We start from the raw sequence: 23,981 nt of genomic DNA, 5'->3' as shown, positions 1-23,981 counted from the left end.
GAAAAAGAACACGTTTCTTCTTCTCACAACATGCATGAGTTCTTTGTTTTTCAATAACGCCCATGCAGCCGGCACGGCACAGAAGCAGCCCGCAACCAAACAGACGGACCAGCGCGGCAAAGCCACGGCGAACGCCAGTGCTGGTTCCGTAACCGCCACCAAGGCGGAATCAATCATTGTCCTGGGCGCGGGGGCCGCGCGCGAAACACAGTCGCTGTCTCACCTTGCCCTGCAGGAAGTCGCCCCCGGCACCAGCCCGCTCAAGACGCTGTCCAAGCTGCCGGGCGTCATGTTCACATCGTCCGACCCCCTGGGATCGTATGAATGGTCACAGCAGATCATCATCCGCGGGTTTGATCAGAGCCGTCTTGGCTTCACCATGGACGGCATCCCGCTGGGCAACCTTGCTTACGGCAATGACAATGGCCTTTCGATCGGCCGTGCATTGCAGACGGAAAACAATGGTCCGGCAACACTGGCCCAGGGCGCGGGTGCGGTCGGGGTTGCGGCCTCAAACGACCTTGGCGGCGCGCTGGAATTCACATCCATTGACCCGACCAAGAAATTTGGCGTTGATGTAGCGGGTACCGTGGGGTCATACGGCACATGGCGCACATTCGGGCGCATTAACTCCGGCACCCTGCCCGGTGGCGGACGGCTTTACGTTTCCTATGACTATCAGGATGCCAACAAGTGGAAGGGCGACGGCATCCAGCAGCAGCAGCAGGCCAACGCCAAGTTCATCCAGCCGCTGGGTGACAAGGTCAAGCTGACCCTGTTCGGTGATTACAGCCAGCGCGCGGAAAACGATTATCAGGATCTCTCGCTGCAGATGATCCAGACCAAAGGCTATAACGTCGACAACATCACCAACAACTATGGACTGGCCAAGCAGATCGCCACGGCTTACCAGACCGGCAAGCCCTTCCCCGCGGGCATCGCCAATCAGGATCAGTCCTATTACAATTCCGCCGGTCTCCGTCAGGACGTAATGGGCTATGGCAAGTTCGACTTCCATCTTACCGACCACCTGAAGGGCTTCGCGACCGTTTACGGTCATACCAATACGGGTGAAGGCATTTATGCCACGCCATATACGGCAACGCCGGCATCCCTGGGTGGATCGCCCCTTTCCGTCCGTACCACGGAATATGACATTCACCGCGAAGGCTTCATCGGCAGCCTGTCCTATGAGATCGGTCACCACACGATCGAAGGCGGCTTCTGGTTTGAAAACAATGATTTTGAACAGGCGCGCCGTTTCTATCCGCTCAGCGCCGACAAATATACCGGCAGTTCCGTCCACTGGTTCCGCAACAACCCGTTTGAAACCCAGTGGCAGAGCGCCTTCAACACCAAGACCTACCAGTTCCATATTCAGGATACATGGCAGATCACCCCGGCCCTGAAACTTAATTACGGTTTCAAATCGCTGGTTGTTGACAACCGGGGGCGTCAGCTGGAAGGCAACTACATGGGCACGCCGGTGGCCAATACATATGCATCGGGTTCCATTACTTCAGCCAATGGCTTCCTGCCACAGCTTGGCGCCAACTACCGCATCAACCGCCATAATGAAATCTTTGCCGACTTTGCCCGCAACATGGCAGCCTTTGACAACTCGACCACGGGTGCCACCAGTCCGTTTGCAATGACATCCGCAGCCTATGCCGCATCCAAGAAAACGCTGCATCCGGAAATGTCCTACAGCGAGGAAATTGGCTACCGCTTCCATAACCGGCGCATTCAGGCGTCCATTACCGGTTACTACATCGAATTCGAGGACCGGCTGGCATCCATCTCGCCAGTATCCAGCGGCACGAACGTTCAGGGCTACGCCAGTATCCTCACCAATGTCGGTGGCGTGACCGCACGTGGCATTGATACGGCTTTCAACTATCGCTTTACGGATAACTGGTCGCTGTATGTGTCCTACGCCTACAACCAGTCCGTCTATGACGACAACCTGACGACTGGCGGCATCACCTACGCCACCCGCGGCAAGAGCGTGGTTGGCATGCCGCGTAACCTGGCCAACGTCCAGATCAGTTATGATGACGGCACGATCTGGGGCAATATCGGCATGCAGTACCAGGGCCGCCGGACCTATACCTACACCAACGACCAGTGGATCAAGCCGAACGACATCTTCAACCTGAACGTCGGCTACCGCTTCCACAGCCATAACTGGGCGCTGCATGGCCTGGATGCGCAGATCAACGTGACCAACCTGTTCGACAAGCGCTACGTTGCAACGGTCGGCAGCACGGGCTTTGCGGTCAGCGACCCCACGGGCAGCCTGCAGACGTTGCAGGCGGGTGCGCCGCGCATGGTGTTCTTTACCCTGCGCAAGCACTTTTTCTGATACCCCCCGTCAGCCCTGCCATCAGCCCGAGGATGACCACCATGTCCGATATCGCCAACCGTCGCCAGTTCCTAAAATTCAGCGCTGCCGCCGCTATCGGCGCGGCACTGCCTGAAAACCTGAAACGGGCCCTTGCAGTCGCCCCCAACAGGGTGACCGGCACGATACAGGACGTGGAGCATGTGGTCATCCTGATGCAGGAGAACAGATCGTTCGATCATTACTTCGGCTGCCTGCAGGGCGTGCGGGGGTATGGCGACCCCCGCGCCGAAAAACTGCCTGATGGCAGCAGTGTCTTTGCCCAACCGGATGGGAAGGGCGGCCATGTCATGCCCTTCCTGTTCAATACCGCGCATACTTCCAGTGCCTGCATCGCCAGCCTTGACCATAGCTGGAAGGGTACGCAGACGGCATGGAATGAGTGGGATACATGGGTGCCGCACAAGACACCCATGACCATGGGCCATTTCACCCGTACGGAAATCCCGTATTATTACGCGCTGGCCGATGCCTTTACGGTCTGCGATGCCTATCATGCCTCCATTTTCGGGCCGACCAACCCCAACCGCCTGTTCCTGTTCACCGGCACGAACGGCCTGGCGGTCGGCAATGACGGAGTACAGGCCATACGGAATGTCGATGATGGCAACTGGTCGGCGGACATGGCGCATGACCGGGCCGATTTCACACCGTTCCGCTGGGCCACCTATCCCGAAAAACTGCAGGCGGCGGGCGTATCGTGGCGGGTTTATCAGGAATATGACAATTTTGGCGATAATCCCCTGGCGTCCTTTGCGCAGTTCCGCAATCTTGATCCCCGGTCATGGGAATACCAGCGCGCCCGCATGATCGTGCCGGGGTCAACCGCTTCCGGCATGCATGACACCGAAGGCCGCTATCTGGTCGCTGCCTTTGAAGACGACGTTGCGCACGGCAGGCTACCGCAGGTTTCATGGATCGTGCCGCCCGCCGCCCTGTCGGAACACCCCAATGCCCCGCCGGGCTATGGGGAACACCTGATTTCCCAGTTGATGGATGTGTTCGTGCGTCATCCCGATGTATGGGCCAAGACGGTCTTTATTCTGAATTACGACGAAAATGATGGTTTCTTTGACCACGTTCCCCCGCCTGTCCCCGCACTGGACCCACGCCATGGCGGCAGCACGGTCGTGACCGATGGCGAAGCCTATCATACCGTCCCGGTGGGTCTGGGGCCACGCGTGCCCGCGATCGTGGTTTCACCATGGACCAAGGGCGGATGGGTCAATTCACAGGTATTCGACCATACATCCGTCCTGCGCTTTCTTGAGACACGCTTTGGTGTGGAAGCTCCCAACATCACCCCATGGCGGCGGGCCGTGTGCGGGGACATGACGTCCATTTTCGATTTCGCACAGACGGATCGCCGTTGGGCCGCACGCCTGCCCCGGACTGATACCTACCTGGCTGAAACGCGCCAGTCATGCATGCTGCCCAAACCCACCATTCCCGTCCAGCAGACCCTGCCGCAGCAGGAAACCGGCCAGCGCCCGGCCCGTGCCCTGCCTTATCGCCTGCACGCGGACCTGATTGCGCCAGGCCATCTTCATATTGCGAATGAAGGCAGCCAGGGGGCGGTACTGCGTATCCGTGATGGCAAGGTAACACGTCATTATACGCTGGGCGCCGGATCCGACATGACCATAACGGTGACGGCCCATGGCAGCCAACCCGTGACAGTCCATGGACCCAACGGTTTTTTCCGTCAGTTCCAGGGCAAGAGCCTGCCGGCCACGACACTGCGTTTTGACCCGGCCCGTGATGTGGTCGTGCTGTCGCTGCATAACCATGGCCATACATCCCGCACGGTCCGGGTCGAGGATGCCTACGCCCACACCACCCGCGAGACTGAACTGCCCCCCGATAGGACAGTCGAGACCGTATGGCCGATCGCCGGGTCCGATCACTGGTATGATTTGACCATCCACGACCCGGACCATGCACGCGATCTGGTCCAGTTCGCGGGACATATCGAAAATGGCCGGCCAAGCCGCACGGACCCCCACATGGGCCAGACCGGCGCATGACAGTCCTGAGCCATCGCACCGTTGCCGGCTACCAGTACCGCGGCTGGCATCAGCCCGGCGGCAGGCGCTGGCGGGGTCACGCGGTTTATGGGCATGACCGGATGAAAAAGCCGGGCATAAGGGGTGGCACAGGCATTTTCATGCTTTTATGCCCGACCACCGCTGCCTGATTACTTATGAACGGTCTGTTCTCAAACAGTCTTTTTAATGCCCTGCAGTCTTCATGCGCGCCAGTCCAATGACGCCCACGATGGATATAACCGCAAGGAGAGAGAAAAAAACAGCCAACGGTAGCCATTGTCCTGCATAATGCGCTGCGATGAGCGTGCCAATCAGCGGCGTGAAACCGGAAATCAGCGAAGAACTGGTCTGATAGGCAATGGAAATGGCGGTATAACGGATCGCAGGCCGAAATGCCGCCGCCATATACCCCGCCACAACGGCATAAAAGGCGGACAGGGCCATAATGGTCACCGAAATGCCCAGAGAAATCAGCCAGATATCATGGGTTCGCAACAGCAGGAACATGGGATAAGGCAGAAAAACACAGGCCGTGGCCATAGCCAGCAGGAAGCGCGTTTCCCCCACACGTTCGCCGGTCCATGCCGCCAGCGGTTGGGAAACAAGTTGCAGGAAAGTGGCAATGAACAGGGCATTCAGGATGGTTTCGCGGTCAATATGTTCATAACGCGTCGCATAACTGAGCAGGAACGTGTTCATGAAGAAAAAACCTGCCGTCCCGATAACGGCAGCGGCACCGGCATAAACGATCTTCATCCACTCTCCCGACAGGTTACGCAGGGATGAAGGCGGCGGCGCTTCCACATTTGCAGCCTGGGCAAGGAATTCAGGGGTTTCCTGCAATTGTCGTCGCAACATGTAACAGCCCAGCGCAATGCCGCCGCCCAACAGGAACGGAATACGCCACGTCCAGGCCAGAAACGTTTCCAGCCCAAAGGCATTGGCCATGCGAAAGGTCAGCAATGCCAGCAGCATACCGGCCGGGCTGCCAAGCTGGGCGAAGGAGGCTGCGAATGTCTTGCTGCCCGCTGCCGCATGTTCACTGGCCATAAGCACGGCACCGCCCCATTCGCCCCCGACCGATATGCCCTGCACAATACGCAGCGCCACCAGCAGGACGGGTGCCCATATTCCGATGGACGCATAGCCGGGCAGCAGGCCCACCCCCATGGTGGCCATGCCCATTGCCGCCACTGTCAGTGTCAGTATCCGCTTGCGTCCCCAGCGGTCCCCCAGAATGCCGAATATGGTCCCGGCCAGGGGACGGGCAACGAACCCTGCCGCCAGCGTGCCGAAAGATGCAATATCGGAAACGGTCGTTTTTTCACCAGGAAAGAATACATGCCCGAGCACCAGCGCGGATGCCAGTGCATAGACGTAATAATCATAAAATTCGAGCGAGGTTCCGACAAAAGCCGAAAGTGCTGCGCGGCGCGCATGACCGGGACCGTTGTTCACAAATCCTCCTGTTAACCTTCAGTTTTGTCCAGACCATCCCATTCATAACGGAATCGTTTCGTTACGGCGAACATATTTTCTGATTTTATCAATATTGCATTTTGTGTATATACAAACGTGGATATGTAAATTTTTTACCGTGTCGTTACAAACGAATTACAAAATGACTGCACCCGTCAGTCAGCTTACAATGCTGCCACGGCCATATAATTATTATTAAAAAATAAATGAATACTATTTTTACATTATATTATTGCAGTCCTTGCGTATTTCTACACATTTGAATTCATGTTGCCGTTGAGGATTCATACTATGATCAACATCATGCGATCTGATTCGCATGCAGTGCATGCGGGCCGAAATGATACCTTTCTTTACTTCCATCCAAAGGGTCAACAGTTGGTCATCATCACCATGTCATGATAACATTGCGGCTTGATATAGACATGCAGGAAAACAGGCAGCGTGTTTCGTAAAATCCATCGCTGGATGGGACTTCTCCTTATGCTTCCCATGGTCCTGCAGGGACTGAGCGGAACATTGCTGATCGTCATTCCGCTGCTATTGCCACAACGTCCCCATGTCACGGCTACCGGCATGCAGGCGGGGGCCGAAGCCATAATCGCCGCGTCCCGCCCCCATGCCCTGCCGGGCATGATCCCGCTGCGTTTCAACCCGGCACGCTGGTCCGGGGACAGCGCCATGGTTACATACGGGCCGGTGGGGGAACGGCATCCGACATTTGAGGTTTTCGTTAACCCCTATAATCCGTCAGTTATCAGTACATACACCGTACCATCATATATCCGTTTCATGCATAATCTTCATGCTGACCTGTTCCTTCTACCGTATGGACAGACAGCAACGGGCATAATGGGCATAATGCTGAGCGCCATGGCCCTTACGGGACTGGTCATATGGTGGCCCCATCCTGCCCTGTGGAAAACGGGGAAATGGCGCAAGACCATCATGATCGCACCACGTGCACGTGGCCTGCGCCTGTGGCGGGAAGTACATGTCAGTTCAGGATTCTGGTTTTCGTTCCTGCTGCTGTTCCTGGCGCTGAGCGGGTCCGTACTGGCGTTTCCCTTTTCACGCCCCCTGTTTGGCATCAGCCGTCCCGCGCCCCACGAACATAGCCATCATGACCATATGCCCCCTACCTCTTCCATGGGGGAACAGGGACTGGACAGGGCGCTGGCCATGCTGAAAAGCCAGATGCCGGAAGCGGCCCTGCTGTCGGTCCAACTGGGGGATCGCCCGGCACAACAGTCGCTTGAGGTAATCCTGCCTGCCTATGGCGCCAACCACCCGGCCACCATTCAATACGATGCGCATGCAGGCCGCATGCACATAAGCCACGACCCGGGACAGCAACGGCAGGGAGAATGGATTTTCCAGTGGCTGCACATGCTTCATGAAGCAAGACTTGCCGCCCCTGCCCCCATGGCCGTCATATGGAAAACCGCCGTGGGGGCCAGTGGTCTGGCGCTTGTCGTGCTGACGTGCTCGGGCATGGTCATGTGGACCATACGGCGTCGCAACGCGGCACGACGCGAAAGCGGATCATAATGCTTAATCCCTGCATCATCATCGCGACAATCAAGCCATGATGGCGACAAAACAGGCCGCAGAGCCCGTTTTGAGCCATCGTCAGGAAATGTTACCGGTTTCAAGCGATTATCTGAAAACAACACATTGATAAATAAAAGTTTTCACCAAAATAATTTGCACGATGTGGCAAAGGCGGCCTTTTCGAACAGGTCCCAAGGCGCTGCCTATGCGGAACCTTCCTTAAGTGATTCACGCCATGTCAGGCGGGCATCAAACATATAACGAAGCCAGGACGGTCTGCATGAACCGTTGATAATCCCGACCTTCCTGCCTACAGGCTGTCCTGCCATCAGTCGATATCCTGCGTAGCAAACCATCCTCCTGCAATCTGTCATATGTATCGTTCCCGCCGCTACAGGCGGATCAATGACCTGTTAATTTTATTATGTGCCATAATATCATGCCTGACAGTTCTGCCAGACCTGCACACAAGCCTGCTCTTACATCTGTAGGCAAAATGCCCTGCAAGGTCAGCGGAATACCATTCCCCCATCGATCAACACCGATTGTCCCGTCATGTAATCTGAATCCGCACTGGCAAGCCATGCGACAAAGGCTGCGACGTCATCTGGAGTTTCCGCACGGCCAAGGGCGATCCCACTGACATATTTTCGATAGGTTGCACCTATTTCCGCACCGGTTGCTTCCGCCATACGCCGGTCTATGTCTACCCACATATCGGTTCCGACCACACCGGGACAATAAGCGTTCACGGTAATACCATAAGGGGCAAATTCCTTTGCTGCCGCCTGCGTCAATCCCCTGACCGCAAATTTCGTGGCGGAATAGACCCCTAGGAAGGCATAACCCTCATGCCCGGCAATGGAGCAGGCATTAATGATCTTTCCCTTCCGGGCCAGTTTCCTGAATGCCTGCGCCGCAGCCTGCATACCCCATAACGTACCGTTGACATTGATCTGGAAGATACGGTTCATATCCTCCCCTGTTACATCCAGCAGTGGCCTGACCTGCGCCACCCCTGCATTATTGACCATGATGTCAATACCACCCAGTTGCGCCACCGTCCGGTCAATCATGGAAAAAACCTGATCGCGCGCACTGATATCGGCTGCCAGCGTGATGACCCTGCGGTCAAGTGCCAGTATTTCCGCCCGTACATCAGCCAGTCGGTCCTGATTGATATCCACCAGTACCAGATCTGCCCCATCATGCGCCAGGCGTAGCGCGATACCACGCCCAATACCCTGTGCAGCGCCCGTAACAACAGCAACTTTGCCAACGAGAGACATGAATAGTGATCTTTCTTTTTTATTCCCACACCACGGGATATGGCGGGGCACCAAGAAAACACCCGGCTTGGGAAAAAGATTTAAGAAAACATATTCTTTACCGTAATTATACGGAATACATCCATTTCAGAACGCAACGTTCATGGCGGTGCTGAATACTACGGCGTCCCTGAATACCGTGGTGCCACCAACATGATTGACGTACTGGAAATCCGGCTTGATCGACAGGCCTTCGATTATATGGAAACCATAATATGCTTCATAAATCGTCTCATGGCCCTGAATACCGTATGGTATGCCAAAATTTGCTCCCGGCAGGGCAAGGCCATGGGTCGCCGCAGCTTCCTGCGACAGGATGGCGGAACGGCTGAAACCGGCCCACAGGAAAGCAATACCCACGCTATCAAGCGGGCGATGCCATAATGCGCCCGTATCCATAAGGACAGCCATGAAACTATGCTTGATCTGTGAAGTCTGGCCAGATGCATAGGCATAATAGCCACCCAGGATCAACCCGTTCATCTCCCCCGGACCACGACGGACCAGCATCTGGTCAGCTATGACCCATACGGATGTCTGTCCGCTCTGCCTGCGGGCAGGCAGGCCGGTCAATACCCACGGATCTCCATGGATATCTTCATACAGGTCATCATACCGCGAATTATCGTACATCACGCCCAGTTTGTAATGCCCGGCCAGATGGCTGCGCCCAAAGGCGGGAAGCCAGCCAATTTCAACCTGTGTCGATAGCTTGCCCAGTCCATCCTGCGCCCATGACCAGCCAGAAATACCCCCATTGTAATTATGGGGCGAAACAGCAAACAGTCCCCCCATGACATACAGTTCCTTCATGGGCATGACACGCAGGATGCCGCCAATATTACCCGAAGGCCAGCCACGGCCACCGCGCAGGAATTTGGTTGGCGCCTCTCCCCCGCACAGCCACACATTCATGAAGTTACAGACCCATGGTGAGTTCTGGAAAAACACACCGGTCGGGATCCAGCCCACGGACAGGTCCACTCTACGGTCGAACCATGCTTTTTCAAAATATGCCCAGACAAGATGCGCAATTACATTACCACGGCTACCGTAAATCTGCTGCACCTGATTGCTGTTGTCACCAAACAACCGGCTCAGGTTACGGCCATGCCCGTTGACCACAAGCATGTGCAGCCATAGGTCCTTCGTCCATGGACGTGAATGGAGCACCGTGTCCCAGTCAACGTCCAGCGTGGTCCCGACCTGCCCCGCAACGCTATAATCGCGTTTTTTACCACCCATCACGTTGCCCGCGAGGTCTTCATAGACATCCAGCGCAACATACAGCCCGCGTTTTTGCAACCAGGGCTGGATACCGCCCCAGTCGCCTAGCATATGCGTGGTGCCATAGGGTGGACCGAATGAGGGAGGACCGTAAGGCGCGCGCAGGAAGCCGGGGATTGTTTCATAAAAGGGCGTCGTCGGCTGTGTTTCGCCATAGGGCGTGGGATTGGAAACTTCCGGCAGTTTTGTTTTTACAGCCTGTGTGCCCAATATCCTGCGCAACCACGCGGGCTGTTCAGATTGCTGTGTATTTTTTACTGTTGATATTTGATCCGCATCCTGATCCGCAGCCCTGGCTGGCAATACATATGACAGATCCATGGCTGAACACAGGCCCATCAGAAGCAGGAATACCATTCCTGCCTGGCGGTATGCCCTGCCGATCCTGTCAAAGCAATGATGGAAAAATGATAATAAAAACCATTCATGAGGAACGTGCATACCCTAGACCTCACGGAAATCAATGTCGCGCTACCTGGAAAACGGGCGATATCCACCGATAATCAGGATAGATGATTGCGCAGATCATCCGTTGCCTGTTGATCCGGACAACGGACAATATGTTCCTGTTCCATCCATGGATTTATTTATTATTTTTTACGTAAAAAATCGGTTTTTCGTCATTTCAGTCGCCTTTATTTTTTATTATCTATTTAACGGCATGCGGGGCTATTATGCACTTTTCCATTATAACGTGATTCATCAATACAATAAAAAATATATTCAGACATGCATCCGTCACAGACATATAATCCGGACATGCCTGTTACATGGAGCATGGATTTCTGTATCTAAATTCCCATCTCATGAAATGTGCAACGTCGCCTGCGCCCCATAACGGATATCGCCTGCTTCAGGTTGCGTGTCTACGCGTCGATATTTGTGTAATCCTGATGAAGCAACACCGGGGCATCACCTTCCTGCCACGGGGAAAGACGACACATGGCGCGACCAAATAACGGTGAAGTCAGGAATGCCTGCAACCATTGCTGTAATCGTGGCAGGGGAACGCTGGCAAACCATTCCGGATCGGTTGCGGCGAACTGGCGCACAAATGGCGCGATGGCGGCATCGGTCAGGCCAGGACAGTCCCCATGCATAAAAAATCCCGTTTGCAGTACTTTATCAATGTTTGCCAGAATCTTAAGGGCTTCAGCCCTGTGATAACCAGGATCGGATTGATAGCGACTGGCATATTTATAACGGTCCAGATGATATTTGAAGGGACCGTCATTCTGTGCAATCAGGTCATGCCGGATATGGGCCAGCCAGCGCTGTGGATCATGCAGTCCCAATGCCCAACGCATGATATCCAGACTTTCATCAATAACCGTATGATCTGGCAGGATAAGGACAGGCACGGTTCCCTTCGGTGATGCACGCAGCATACCGACAGGCTTGGCTGCCAGTTTGACTTCCCGGATTTCACATTCCACACCACTCGAAAGCAGGGCAAGGCGCGCCCGCATGGCATAAGGACAGCGACGAAAATTATAAAGTACGGGTCTTGCGATCATTTCGTTCCTGTTGACAGCCTTTCGTCCCCGTTTACATCATACAGACACACAATACAGACCGGCAAGAACACGTCCTGTAACACACGGTGCCGCATCTGGAAAAAACCTCCATGCCCAGACCGCAACTTCTCCCATCCTATCGCGTCTGAACAACTGGCAGCGTCTCCCACATGGACGATCCTTGCAATCGGTTGAGTCAGCACGTCGGTCAAAACCATATCGGTTTTACGAACAACATCCACAATTCCGCTGACGGTCAGCGCTGCCCTTCTGAACGTCACGACCACACTGGCGCGACATAATATTGGTGGGGCACCTGTTGTTGGTCCTGATGAACAATTGGTCGGTCTTATATCGGAAAAAATGATTGTCCATGCGCTATCCCAGCGCGGTCCGGATCTTGCGATCCTGACTGCAAGAAACATCATGACAAGAGACATGCCGACCGCAACGCCAGATGACAGTATTCATGATATTGCCTGCCGCATGACGTATTCCCGCAGCCGACACATACCCGTTCTGGAAAAGGGGAAACTGGCGGGACTGCTCAGTGAGGGAGATATTATCAAACTGCGTGCCGAAAATACGGAACAGGAAGCACAGGAACTGCATGAATATATAATAGGCAGCGGCCATACTGCTGTTCAGTCTCCTGCTGGCACGCCTCCCATACAATACGGGGAAAAGAAAAGCTGAACTTTATCCCATGCCTTCCTTACAACAGGCAATGATGGTTTCCTGAACAGATTTACCATATGCCAGACATCATGATCATCCGTCCCCTGCGCTGTTCCGTACCATAGGGGTCAACAGAACGCGGCCCTTCCGCATGTCTTACTGGTATATGGTCCTTGTTTTCGGGATCATGACCATGTCCTGACGTGTAAAAGACATCGTATCGGGTTGTATTCCAACGGGACCATATCCATCTTGTAACACATAGATAGATTGACTGACCAGGTTACGGATAACCTTTTATGCCCCGCACTCTGATTGCCACCGGATTGATCCTTCTTTTTGCAGGTCTGTGCTGGCCTCTGCTTTCGCGCCTGCCACTTGGCAGGCTGCCGGGCGATATCCTGATACAGAGACAGAATTTCACTTTCTATCTTCCCATTACAACCTGCGTGCTTGCCAGTATAATATTTTCTTTCATTGCCTGGATTGTCAGACGATAAAATAGTAATTCCAAAAAACAGAAAATGAAATTTGGTTATTATATAACATTAGGACCTGACCTATAAATGACGGGCAGGCGCATGGTGGGTGGACGGCTGACAATTACCATTCGGAACATGACAGACGCGGTTTTTATCCTGCAACAGTCCTGACTGGTGCATCAATTCCGTATGGATGACCCGATATTGCCAGCCCGTCAGATATTATTCTTAATTGAAAACCACATGGAAATAGACCGCACGTCCATAATTATCCCGTTCATCTGCATATTGCAGATGATCCCCTGTCATATAGGTAGGCTGGTAATTTGCCAGATTCATTACTTCGTATTTCAGGGTAATACCCGGATAAACCTGATGCCAGAAGCCGAGATTGAAGGTCAGGAATTTCCCGAACCCATCTGATGCGCCAGGCGTTGCGCCAAAGGATGTATAATATTTTCCAGAATAATTGACTGTCGTGCGCAGCGCGCCTTTGATTTGCGGTATATGCCATGTCAGCATACCGTTCGCAATAAATCCGGGCTGATCGATCATTGCGTTATACCGGTATGTCGTGGTGCCAGCTGAATAACTCTCGTGCCCCTGCAGCCATGTCACATTGGCCTGCAGGTCCAGTATCTGACTGAAAACATGCAGGTTTCTATTCATTATATTGAATTCAATTCCCCTTACCCCAGCCGAATTCGCATTCATTGGGGTTATGACTTCGTAATTTGCACCATTCTGGCTATAAAGGCTGCGGCTGGTTATAATATCGTCCTTGATCCATTTACTGAAAAACGCCAAACTGACCATGCCATTACCGCGGTTGAACCATTTATCGACCGAAATATCAAAATTATGAGAATGCCGTGGCTTCAGATGGGCATTCCCCATGGTCAAAGTACAGTCGGCGCCACCCGCGTCGTCATCGCCACAACTTTCTGATGCGGCCATGGCAATCTGCCCCGGCGCGGGCCGCCCCAGGGATTGGCTGTAGGAAGCATGAACAGTGACATCATGCGGAAAATGATGCACGGCATCGAATGAAGGAAGCGGGTTGATATACGAACCCGGCTGCTTTGTATAACCTGACGAAACAGTCTGGGCCGCACTGTTGATCTGTGGTGTCCAGCCCGCATAATTGGTGGCGTCCGCCCGAACGCCTGCGATCAGGACGGTGTTTTTCCATGCATAATGCAGCGAGACATAACCATCGAATATGTTTTCGCGGTATTTGTAATTGGCGATTCCACTATTATAAGCCGATTTTTTCTGGTCTACCGTCAATTTCGACCATGGAAAAGTATAACCATTCGGACCAATGAATGTCTCGGAATACGTATTGAGCCAGGGTATATGACTGGTCTGTAGCATCTGGCTGCTGAAATCTGCCTTGCTGTCGTAATAAGTCTGCTCTTCATTATGGTCAAGCGTCAGTTCGCGCCACTGGAAACCACTCATTACACCAAAGCCACTGGCACTTTTTCCGGTGTTCCAGCCATAATCCAGACGAACGGTAGGTATGCGCTCCGATGCTTTTTCCCAGGTCTGGTACGAACCATCATTGTACAGATTCCAGGTCGATGTCTGTGCTGCAGCGGGGTTTGACATGCTACCCTGCTGCCACATGTATTCACCATTCGGATATCCGGTATAATTTGCAGTCATCCCCTTTGGGTAAGCCCGCGCGGCTATATAGGGCTGATAGTCACTATAGTCTTCCATTGTATAGCCTGCACGCAACAGCACGCTATGTTTATCCCTGTGCCAGTCAATATGGCCTATGATACCACTGTTCTGACGGTGCCATTCATTCTGCCTGCGCCGCACATACATGCTGTTGACCGGGATATTCATCCCGTCTTCACTCGTTACCGTATCTTTCAGGTTATAATCTTCCTTGTCCATGACGGAATGTTCCCACCGCGCGTAGGACCATCCCATAAGCGACATGTAAATGTTCTTGTCCGTGGGCTTCCATTCCAGCTTGCCTGATCCGCCGATATTTGTAACGTCATTGGCATATTCGCCCGTGGAATACTGGCTGGGCCTGACATGACCATTCCACGAACTGTCTGGCGTGCTGTCACTGCCTCCATCGGGGTTATCATAATAATAACTCTGCCAGTTCTTGGTCGTATTACGCGCGCGATTCTGATAGCGCATGGACAGAACGATACCGAATTCATTATTTTTTCCGAACGTATCGGAAAATGTACCTTTGGCCCCTTCACCCATATGGGGCGAATATCCGCTCAGGCCATTGGCGCCCACGCCACCGCGTTTGCTGGACCATATGCCATAGGCATCGAGGTATTTGTAAAGTCCCTTGTGGTCAAAGGCACTCATGGGAATCATGTCGATCACGCCGCCGATGGCATCACCGTCCTGTTCGGCGGTAAAGCTTTTGTACACATTGGTGCGCGATGTCATTTCAGATGGAATATCCTGCAGATTGACACGCCGGGTTCCCCCAGCCCCGCTTTCACCAATGGAGGCAATGGTCACCCCATCCATTGTCGTATGGTTCAGGTCGGGACTGATCCCGCGCACACTGACATAACGCGGTTCATCACCATCTGTAATAGCCGTGACACCGGGTAACTGGATGACCGACTGGGCCACGGACGAGACCCCACCCAGATTTTCAAACGGATCGTAAGCCACCGAATCCATTATGATATTTGATGTCCGTTTTTCACTCTGGCTCTTCCGGTGTCCTGTCACGAACATTCTTTCAATGTCATTGACACCGTCCTTGCGGGCATGATCCGGTGCCGCGGTCTTATGCCCGGATCCTCTGGCCACCGGGGAGGCCGCATGAATGATAAAGCCACCATTCGGCACACTTTCAACCGTCAGTCCACTCTGCCCCAACAGGCGTCTCACGGCTTCTGTAGGCGACAGGTCCCCATTCACGGCAGGCGCTTTCAGGTTGGCAACCTGCTGCGGAGTAAAAACAATATTTTCACCTGTCTGCCGTCCCAGCATTTCCAGCGCCTGGGCCATGGGCTGGCTGGCAATATGGACAGGTGTCGCGTTCGCGTTACCACACGGGACCGATGTCCCAACACCAATCGTCCCTGCGGTCAGAAGCAGAAAAGAACGAAAATTACACCGGCTGCGGGCTGTCATATGTCATGTTCCTGTCGGGCTACGCTAAAAGCGGTCATGACAGGAAGACAGTTTGGAAAATGACTTCCCCATTACTGGGATACAGGTTTCATGAAACTGTCATAAATATCACAGAACCAAATACAATATATGACTATGTATGCTGACAGCGGATACAGGAAAAACATTTACTGAAATGAAAACCCTCCCTGCAAACCGTCCTGCATGGAATATGCAGATTTGTCCACAATGCCGTCCATTCCCTTGGAAACTGTCTGAAATCGAATAAACAAAAGTTTTTTGCGCGTCGCTCTGCTTCAAAAAAAATCGGTATCTTCTGAAAATTTTTACAATAATATTTCATATTCATATAATAAAAACAGCATTCGGGGATCTATCTTGACCAGATCAGACAGCAGCGTGGCGGTATGGTGAATGGGAACGGGCGGACCGTTTCCACAGGCGGAAATACATTCGCCCCCGCGGCTGCCCGCCCTGTCGTTTCAGGCTTTCTGCAGGCCCGGCTTGCCCCTTTCCACCGCAAAACTGGCATAGGTCGACAGCCTGCCATCACGTTCCATTACCTTATCAAGAACCTTCAGGTCTGCATGCCAGACATCACGGCCCACATCGCATATGACATAGCCCCGCTGGTCCGTTGTTGCCATAAGCTGCGGGTTTTCCCGACGGACGGAACGGCTGAAGGTGTCATCATCCCCCAGTCCGTCCGACCCGGATGAGACCGATGTCGCCAGGAATTCAACCGATACCGGCGCGGGATGACTGGCGTCATAAACAAGGTTGCCCGCAAAATGACGGTGCGCATCCCCTGTCACGTTGACGACATTACCCGGACAGTGTTGTTCGATAAACTGCAGCAGCCGCTTGCGGCTGTACATGTAGCCGGACCATTGATCCATGCTGTAAACCAGTTCGGCATGACCGGACTTGCGGTGCGCCAGATTCATCATCATGACCTGATGGGCCAGCAGGTTCCATTTCGTATCCGAACGCCCCAGCCCGTCAAACAGCCACCGTTCCTGCTCCGCTCCCATCATCGTGCGGTCTGGCGACCATACATCCGCGCCCTGTGCTGCGGTCTGGTCGCCATATACCTGATCACTACGATACTGGCGGGTATCCAGCACGAATGTGTTCATCAGATCACCATAACGCAGGTTGCGATAAACCTGCATATGGCTGCCATCAGGCAGGGACGTCAGGCGCAGCGGCATATGTTCGTAATAGGCCAGCATCGCAACTTCACGGCGCAGGCGGAATATGCCCGGTGGCGTGCCATCCTGATCGCTGTCACCAGCCCAGTTATTGTCTACTTCGTGGTCATCCAGGGTGACAATCCATGGCGCAGCCGCGTGGGCAGCCTGCAGGTCCTGATCCGTCTTGTACTGCGCATAACGGCGCCGGTATTCATCCAGCGAATAACATTCAGGCCCGATATGTCGGCGCAATGCCCTGAACGGCCTGCCATTCAGCTTGTGCATGCCGTCTTTCCGGTCGCCACCTTCATATATGTAATCACCATAATGAAAGACGAAATCAATTGGTTCATTCGCAATATTGCGCCACGCGGTGTAATAACCTTCCTCATAATGCTGGCAGCCTGCCGCAGCGAACCTTACACGTGCAGGTGATGCGCCAGGCAATGGAAACGTATGGCCGCGTCCAACCATGCTGTCATACCCGGCGATATGGAAGCGGTACCAGTACGGACGATCCGGTTTCAGGCCCGTGACCTCCACATGGACGGAATGCGCCAGTTCAGGGTGGGCCAATGCCTGCCCCTTGCGCACGATGTGCGACAGATGCTCATCTTCCGCTATTTCCCAGTTTACCAGCATGGGACGATTATGGGTCATGCCTGCATCAAGCGACAGGGGCCTGGGAGCCAGTCGGGTCCAGATTACGAAACCATCCGGTGACGGATCGCCTGATGCCACGCCCAGTTGAAAAGGAGAGGTATCAAATCTGGGCTTTTCATCCAGATTACGCGGGTTTGCGGCATGCAGGGCCCTGATGCGACCGGACAGCAACAGCCCGGCACCAAGTCCTGCCAGCACATGCCTGCGCTTGAGAAATACCATAATGAAAAAAATCCTTCTTCACGTGGGACGGAACCATACCGCCATAAAAGACAGACGGGGCCCTGCCTTTCCTCATTCTTCCCGACGTGTTTTCATAAAAATGTCATACTGGCGCGATTGTCAGTCCATCTGCGCCATTGACCAGCCGAACGGGAAACAGGTGCACCAGCATCTGCAAAAAACTGTCGCCGCGGGCAATGTAGTAGACACCGCTCAACCGCCTGTCAGCCACAAGCGGGGCAGCCAGCGTGATCTTTCGTGACATATAGCGATTGATTTCGGCTATCACTTCCCACAACGGACGATTGCGGAACACCAGTCGCCCTTCCTGCCACGAGAGCAGGGCGTCAAGATCCGGATAATCGTCATGCAACTGGCCATCTTTAAAAAAGCGTAGCCGTTGGCCGGGCTGCAGCCACCTGCCCTGATGGGTACTGGCCCCATCATGCACCAGCACCCTGTCCCGCACTGCCGTTACATGAACGCAGTCGGAATCAATCCGGATATCAGCCGATGCATGAAGTCGCAGCCGCAGGTTGATACTGCCCGCAAACAGCCATACCGGCGGAATGGAGCCTGCGGTCGACAGGACCACCTGACCTTTTTCCAAGCGACAGCATTGGCTATCAGGCAGAAAAACAAGGCGGGTATCGGTATCCAGCAGGCAGCGTGCCTGCCCGCCCAGGGTAATGGTCGCAAGTTCCCCCGGCCCGGTCTGCTGCACCCGCGCCGCCTGCGCGTGCCGTCCCAACGGGGAAAACATCAACCCGCCCGCCCCCAGACAGGCCAGCATGTGCCGTCGGCTTAACCCGGCAGCATGTTTCCTTGCCGCAGGCGGGGCAGGAATCAAGGCAGGCGGCACACCGCCCCCCAATTCCCATAACCCTGTCAGATGCTGGAATTCGGCCGCATGGTCCGGATCCATGGAAAGCCAGGATCGAAATGCCTGTTTTTCAGGTTCCGTGCAGTCTTCGGCATGCAGGCGTGCAATCCAGCATGCCGCGTCATGACGGATGGTGGAACGGTGTGTGGAATCCTTCACTGCTCCATCCATGCCGAAAGAAAGGTCAGCGCCTTGACAATATGTTTTTCCACGCTGCTTTCACTTATGTCCAGCAGGCCTGCAATATCGCGGTATTTCATTTTTCTTACGCGGTGAAATAAAAAGACCTGACGGGTCCGTTCCGGAAGCTGCTGGCAACCCGCATGAAAATGCGCCAGTTTCTGGCGGCTTTCATAGGCGTCCTCCTGAGAAGGCGTGGCATCACGCACATCAACCAGCATGTCATCCCAACTGACAGCCGCCGTGCAGATGGTCTGTTCACGCTTGCGCGCGTTATGGGACAGGTTGACTGCACTGCGGGTAATATAGGCTTCGGGATGTTCGATGCTTCCTTCCGGCCGTTCCAGATAATTCATGAAGGCACTTTGCAGATGGTCCTCCGCATCATGTCTGTGCGTCAGCATACGTACGCGGCGGTACAGGCGTAACCAATCCTGCCGACGTGGTAACCAATTTTCCGTCAACAGCTTCCTCACCCCGTTCTGGGTCATCGAAAAAGACCGTTGCTGTGTAAAATATTCTATCAGGAAAAATATGTGACAGTTTCATGAAGATTGCATTGTGGTAATGGGAAAAACGATATTCCGCCTGTCCAACTGTCATGACTACCTTTAATGCCTGCGGACAGGAAACCTGACAGATGAAGGACGGCCATCAACATGATCCACGTCTTTTTTCATTACCAGACACGGTCATGACATCTATACTGCGCCTGTACTCCTGAAATGTTCCGGCGGCCTTTCCCTGTGATTCATTCAGACGAGCCTGCAATGCGACATCCCTTTCCGTTCCCTTCCCCCATCGCAGGAATATGCAACACGGGAACCCGTGGCAATTCCACGCGGGGTGGACACCATTTCCTGCATAAATGCATGGATCATGTAAAATTGTTCTGCGTCATCCTGTCTCTTTTACAGGGTACAGGCATGGCGGCTGAACCCCTTTCCGCGAATGGTGATGAAACCGGGTATTTCACACCGGCCACGCAACCGGATGCGACGGCGTACCTGCCACCACCACCCCAACCGGGCACGGCCCGACAGATGGTGGATGACAAGGCATTCACTTCAACCCGCATGCTCAGGGGCAGTCCACGCTGGATGTTGGCCACCTCCGATGCCGATCTGCATGAAGATGCGCTGTTACGCGCCTTTTCCTGCGCGGCGGGATTTACGATCAATAGTGCCGACATGCCACATCTGACCGCCCTGATACACAGGATGGATGTATCTGAAACAACCGACATGCGTAACAGCAAGTCCTACTGGCATCGTGCGCGTCCATTTGTCGGAAACGGACAGCCCATCTGCACGGAAAATGACCGGGCGCACCTTGCGACATCCGGTGCCTATCCGTCGGGGCACACCATGCTGGGCTGGAGTACGGCACTTGTTCTGGCGGAACTGTTACCCCAGCAGGCAACACGGATATTGCAGCGGGGCCGCGTCTTTGGTGAAAGCCGCATCATATGCGGCGTGCATTGGGAAAGTGACGTGCAGGCAGGCTATATGCTCGGCGCCGCGGAAGTCGCCGCCATGCACGGCAGCCCGGATTTTCGTGCGGACATGGAACTGGCCCGTATGGAACTGGCGGCCCATCAGCATGATACGGCCAGGCCACGCAAGCAGACCTGTACCTTGGAGCAGGACGCTGCCCGCCATTCACCTTTATAAAGGATATTTCCACCATGCATTAACCTATGGACATGGTGCCTGACTTTTTCTTGCCCGTGAATTTCAATTCCTGCAATACACATGCATGACCGTGCTCCTTCATCATGCCCGTCGACTTTTTGCGTCCCCTGCCGGTGGCGCCACCATTCTGCTACTGGCGTCGGTGCTGGGACTTGCCATGGCAAATTCCCCATGGAGGACAGATTACGCAGTATTGATAACATGGCCGATGAAGTTTTCCCCGCTGGGAGATCATGGGCCGCGCAATAGTGCTGAATGGGTCTCGGACGGCCTGATGACCCTGTTTTTTGTGACAGTGATCCTGGAAATCAGGAAGGAGGTCATATCAGGGCATCTTTCCTCCCCCCGCCAGATCGCACTTCCCCTGATCGGTGCGGTGGGCGGGATGATGGTACCCGCGCTGACCTATCTTCTGCTCACCCATGGCCATGCCGATATTTCACGTGGCTGGGCCATTCCCGTGGCGACAGATGCCGCATTTACCCTGCCGATCATCATGGCGCTTGGTCAACGCGTTTCGGCTGCTGCCAGGGCATGGCTGATGACGCTGGCCATTTTCGATGATGTACTGGGGATTATCGTCATTGCCCTGTTTTACGGGACCGCCCTTTACCCGGATGCCCTGGTCGCCGCGTTCATCATTGCCGCCGCGCTGGCCTGCATGAACAGGGGAGGTATAGGAACTGTCTGGCCCTATGCCGCCGGTTGCGTATTCCTGTGGATCATATTGCTGAATTCAGGGCTGCACCCCACACTGGCCGGGGTCGTGACCGGATTGTGCCTGCCTGCAACATCAGCGGGCAGGGATATCAAACGGTCCACGCCCCTGGAAACCACGCTCAGCGTTCTGGGACCTGTCGTAACATGGGGGATTTTACCGCTGTTCGGTTTCATGAATGCGGGGATTTCCCTTGCGGGCCTGAATGCCGGCATGCTGCTTGAACCCCTTCCGCTTGGCATTATGCTCGGGCTGCTCATCGGCAAGCCGGTCGGGGTTTTCGGGACGACAATGCTGGTTGCACGCCTGAAAATCGCGACACTCCCGTCACGAACATCCATGAAAACACTGTTCGGGCTTTCATTGCTCTGTGGCATTGGCTTTACGATAAGTATATTTATTGCCGGTCTTGCATTTCCCGCATCGGATACTGTCGCCCTGGCCAAGATGGGGATATTCGTGGGGTCAGTTATCGCAGCCATCGCCGGGTGGCTCTGGTTGCGTTTCCTGCCTGTATCCGTCCATCCGGTCTTATGCCCCCCTGGAGGTAAACTGTAATGGTCTACAGCACGGACCCTGCATCTTTCAAACAGGGTGCAGCTTTATCATAAGCACATCATGCAATATTATTTTTCATAAACCAGGTCATGCCATCAATGCTGCGATATGTTGCCATGACCCTCGATGTGGTTTTCACCCGTTACAGTCATATCGCCACCTGCCTGCATGCCACCGCCCCCTCCACCGGCGTTACCCCCTGCCCCTTCTTTCTTGCCTTCTTCCTTCCCCCGGTTCCCTGATGCCTGCGCGCGGGCCGGTCCCTGCATCGGGAGGGAAAGGTCGGAAGGAATGGGCTCCAGATCAAGCGCCTTACGGATAAAATCCCGCAGGGAGACAACCAGATCATGCGTATGCACGCGCTGCCCGGTCACCAGTTCGCGGGCCGCGTGGTCAGCCAGCCGGACGTGCTCCTCCGTTCCCAGCAGGATGATATCCGACAACGCGGCCTCCACGGCGTCGCGAATACGCCGGGCACGGTCAGATCCAGCCGTATCCGTTCCTTCATCCGGACGGACGGATGCCTGCATATCGCCATTTTCCATAACACGCAGTTCCCGCCTGTGCCGTGGGTCCACAGCCAGATCACCGGTAAAGGACCCGCCCAACGTGCGATAGGCGGCGATCAGGGTGCGCAGGCGCTCGTTGATCTGCCGGTTCATCCGTTCGCGCCGTTGCTGGACAACAACCATGACAAGCAGCCGGATCCCCACCCCAATCAACGTAATCAGGGACAGCCCAATCGCTGTGGCCAGAAGGCTATGCCATGAACTGAAATCGAGATTATGCATGACTGGCTCCTTGCAGGGGGCATGCACAGCGCAATCGGGTTATTCAATCCGGACGGTCTGGCATGGCATATGTACTGCCAACTGACACAACCCGTTTTTCTGATCCGGTTCAAGGCTGCACTGCCAACCGGTCCATATGGCCATAACAATCATGTAAAAAACAGGACATGCCACCCGTGGATATCCGGATGCCGTGCTTCATGTCATCGGCTGGGTAATAGCGTTATACGACGGCAGGCATGATCGCCCCGCTCCCCGGGATGAACAAGGCCTGATTGCCATCCCGGCGGGGACCGATGATGTTCAGCGCAATGCGCCGTTCCCCATCATTGCGCCCGACAAAGCGCAATAGCGTGCCCACCCCTTATCCATGCCGATCATGGCGCGCAGGCCGATGAACAGCACACCATTACTACAGTTGTCTGGCCCGGCCTGCCGCCATGGCATGAAGCCTGCGGACATGCGCGAAGATCCCGTTGACAAGACAGCGCCCGATGAAATGGCCGCCAATAAACCAGCCCATAATAAAAAAGGCCCGGCAACATGCCGGGCCTTCTGGGTAGTCAGCGGATCAGTTGGAGCCGTTGTTCTGGTTCCAGCCACCGTTGTGGTCACCACCGCGACTGCCGCCGTGCTCACCCCAGCCACCATTCTGGCTGTCGCCGCCACGGTTGCCCTGACCACCGAAGCCACCGTTCCGGTCGCCGCGACCTTCGCCGCCGCGTTCGCCACGATCGCCGCCCGGACCACCGTTCTGCTCGCCACCGCCCTGGTGATCGCCACCCTGGCCGCCACGGTTGCCTTCGCCCCCGCCATGGCGACCACCGTGATGACCGTGACCACCACGACCACCATGTTCGCCCTGTTCACTGCCCTGGTTCCAGTCACTGGACTGGGCATGGGCCGCCAGCGGGAGGGAGGCGCCAAGTGCCAGTGCGAAAAGAATTGAACGCTTCATAATATGATATCCTTTAATTCGACCCTTTACACATTGTGTCGTGTCACTGAAAATGTAAGGCCGAATGATGTAACAAAAAGCATCAGAAATATCCTGCCTGAAAATCATCCAGATTTATCGACAAAGATTATTCCGGTAAATGTTCCAGATATCGACATAATATTCTGGAACGGGAGTGACAGGGATTCGGAAACTCACGGATC

At 54.5% G+C, this 23,981-nt stretch carries 18 protein-coding genes and 1 pseudogene; 8 read left to right on the top strand and 11 right to left on the bottom strand.

The window, feature by feature from the left end:
- The first annotated feature begins 34 nt into the window (after window positions 1-34).
- Both S101446_RS01325 and S101446_RS01320 read left to right on the top strand, forming a co-directional pair.
- Window positions 35-2,365, top strand: coding sequence for a TonB-dependent receptor (locus tag S101446_RS01325; protein ID WP_244184354.1), 2,331 nt, complete (start codon window positions 35-37; stop codon window positions 2,363-2,365).
- A 32-nt stretch (window positions 2,366-2,397) separates the two neighbouring features.
- The gene (locus S101446_RS01320) at window positions 2,398-4,431 is read left to right on the top strand and encodes a phosphocholine-specific phospholipase C (protein WP_408884627.1); all 2,034 of its coding nucleotides are present in this window, start codon (window positions 2,398-2,400) and stop codon (window positions 4,429-4,431) included.
- A gap of 204 nt (window positions 4,432-4,635) precedes the next feature.
- On the opposite strand, the gene S101446_RS01315 is transcribed toward S101446_RS01320, so the two are convergent.
- A complete protein-coding gene (locus tag S101446_RS01315; protein WP_087607356.1) occupies window positions 4,636-5,910 on the bottom strand; it encodes an MFS transporter in 1,275 nt (424 codons plus the stop codon).
- 465 nt (window positions 5,911-6,375) lie between these two features.
- On the opposite strand from S101446_RS01315, the gene S101446_RS01310 reads away from it, so the two are divergent.
- A complete protein-coding gene (locus tag S101446_RS01310) occupies window positions 6,376-7,482 on the top strand; it encodes a PepSY-associated TM helix domain-containing protein (RefSeq protein WP_087607355.1) in 1,107 nt (368 codons plus the stop codon).
- 512 nt (window positions 7,483-7,994) lie between these two features.
- Here the strand turns inward: S101446_RS01310 and S101446_RS01305 are convergent.
- The 3 genes from S101446_RS01305 to S101446_RS01295 all read right to left on the bottom strand — a co-directional run bounded on the left by S101446_RS01305 (window position 7,995) and on the right by S101446_RS01295 (window position 11,617).
- Window positions 7,995-8,774, bottom strand: a complete 780-nt coding sequence (locus S101446_RS01305) for an acetoin reductase (protein WP_053323413.1) — start codon at window positions 8,772-8,774, stop codon at window positions 7,995-7,997.
- Window positions 8,775-8,900: 126 nt separating this feature from the next.
- Window positions 8,901-10,310 (bottom strand): carbohydrate porin, encoded by a 1,410-nt coding sequence (locus S101446_RS01300; protein WP_244184352.1) that lies wholly within the window; start codon window positions 10,308-10,310, stop codon window positions 8,901-8,903.
- A gap of 656 nt (window positions 10,311-10,966) precedes the next feature.
- Window positions 10,967-11,617 carry a glutathione S-transferase gene (locus tag S101446_RS01295; RefSeq protein WP_087607353.1) on the bottom strand — a complete coding sequence of 217 codons (651 nt, stop codon included), beginning with the start codon at window positions 11,615-11,617 and terminating at the stop codon, window positions 10,967-10,969.
- 216 nt (window positions 11,618-11,833) lie between these two features.
- Here S101446_RS01295 and S101446_RS01290 point away from each other — a divergent pair, with 216 nt between their 5' ends.
- Together S101446_RS01290 and S101446_RS01285 are read left to right on the top strand one after the other, a co-directional pair.
- Window positions 11,834-12,313, top strand: coding sequence for a CBS domain-containing protein (locus S101446_RS01290; RefSeq protein WP_087607352.1), 480 nt, complete (start codon window positions 11,834-11,836; stop codon window positions 12,311-12,313).
- 281 nt (window positions 12,314-12,594) lie between these two features.
- On the top strand, window positions 12,595-12,795 hold the full coding sequence (locus S101446_RS01285) for a DUF2905 domain-containing protein (RefSeq protein ID WP_087607351.1): 201 nt from the start codon (window positions 12,595-12,597) through the stop codon (window positions 12,793-12,795).
- Between the two features lie 210 nt (window positions 12,796-13,005).
- Here S101446_RS01285 and S101446_RS01280 read toward each other — a convergent pair whose 3' ends face one another.
- The 5 genes from S101446_RS01280 to S101446_RS17940 form a co-directional block, all read right to left on the bottom strand.
- On the bottom strand, window positions 13,006-15,915 hold the full coding sequence (locus tag S101446_RS01280) for a TonB-dependent receptor (protein WP_087607350.1): 2,910 nt from the start codon (window positions 15,913-15,915) through the stop codon (window positions 13,006-13,008).
- A gap of 482 nt (window positions 15,916-16,397) precedes the next feature.
- Window positions 16,398-17,996: an alkaline phosphatase D family protein gene (locus S101446_RS01275; protein WP_087607349.1), complete on the bottom strand. Its 1,599-nt coding sequence runs from the start codon at window positions 17,994-17,996 to the stop codon at window positions 16,398-16,400.
- 103 nt (window positions 17,997-18,099) lie between these two features.
- Window positions 18,100-19,038, bottom strand: coding sequence for a FecR family protein (locus tag S101446_RS01270; RefSeq protein ID WP_087607348.1), 939 nt, complete (start codon window positions 19,036-19,038; stop codon window positions 18,100-18,102).
- The gene (locus tag S101446_RS01265; protein ID WP_244184346.1) at window positions 19,035-19,463 is read right to left on the bottom strand and encodes an RNA polymerase sigma factor; all 429 of its coding nucleotides are present in this window, start codon (window positions 19,461-19,463) and stop codon (window positions 19,035-19,037) included. The genes S101446_RS01270 and S101446_RS01265 overlap by 4 nt, the downstream gene beginning before the upstream one ends.
- On the bottom strand, window positions 19,444-19,662 hold the full coding sequence (locus S101446_RS17940) for a hypothetical protein (protein WP_167376400.1): 219 nt from the start codon (window positions 19,660-19,662) through the stop codon (window positions 19,444-19,446). The genes S101446_RS01265 and S101446_RS17940 overlap by 20 nt, the downstream gene beginning before the upstream one ends.
- 323 nt (window positions 19,663-19,985) lie before the next feature.
- Here S101446_RS17940 and S101446_RS01260 point away from each other — a divergent pair, with 323 nt between their 5' ends.
- A complete protein-coding gene (locus S101446_RS01260) occupies window positions 19,986-20,732 on the top strand; it encodes an acid phosphatase (protein ID WP_048850616.1) in 747 nt (248 codons plus the stop codon).
- Between the two features lie 85 nt (window positions 20,733-20,817).
- A complete protein-coding gene (gene nhaA / locus S101446_RS01255) occupies window positions 20,818-22,029 on the top strand; it encodes a Na+/H+ antiporter NhaA (RefSeq protein WP_087607346.1) in 1,212 nt (403 codons plus the stop codon).
- A 95-nt stretch (window positions 22,030-22,124) separates the two neighbouring features.
- Here nhaA and S101446_RS01250 read toward each other — a convergent pair whose 3' ends face one another.
- Window positions 22,125-22,820, bottom strand: a complete 696-nt coding sequence (locus S101446_RS01250) for a hypothetical protein (protein ID WP_087607345.1) — start codon at window positions 22,818-22,820, stop codon at window positions 22,125-22,127.
- Between the two features lie 232 nt (window positions 22,821-23,052).
- Window positions 23,053-23,267: pseudogene (locus tag S101446_RS17935) on the bottom strand (cytochrome d ubiquinol oxidase subunit II); the annotation flags it as partial.
- A 13-nt stretch (window positions 23,268-23,280) separates the two neighbouring features.
- On the opposite strand from S101446_RS17935, the gene S101446_RS01240 reads away from it, so the two are divergent.
- Window positions 23,281-23,769 carry a hypothetical protein gene (locus S101446_RS01240; RefSeq protein ID WP_244184341.1) on the top strand — a complete coding sequence of 163 codons (489 nt, stop codon included), beginning with the start codon at window positions 23,281-23,283 and terminating at the stop codon, window positions 23,767-23,769.
- Window positions 23,770-23,981 lie beyond the last annotated feature (212 nt).

The organism is Komagataeibacter europaeus, from assembly GCF_002173515.1.
GTDB classification, from domain to species: domain Bacteria; phylum Pseudomonadota; class Alphaproteobacteria; order Acetobacterales; family Acetobacteraceae; genus Komagataeibacter; species Komagataeibacter europaeus.
This window is presented reverse-complemented; position numbering and strand designations above follow the sequence as displayed.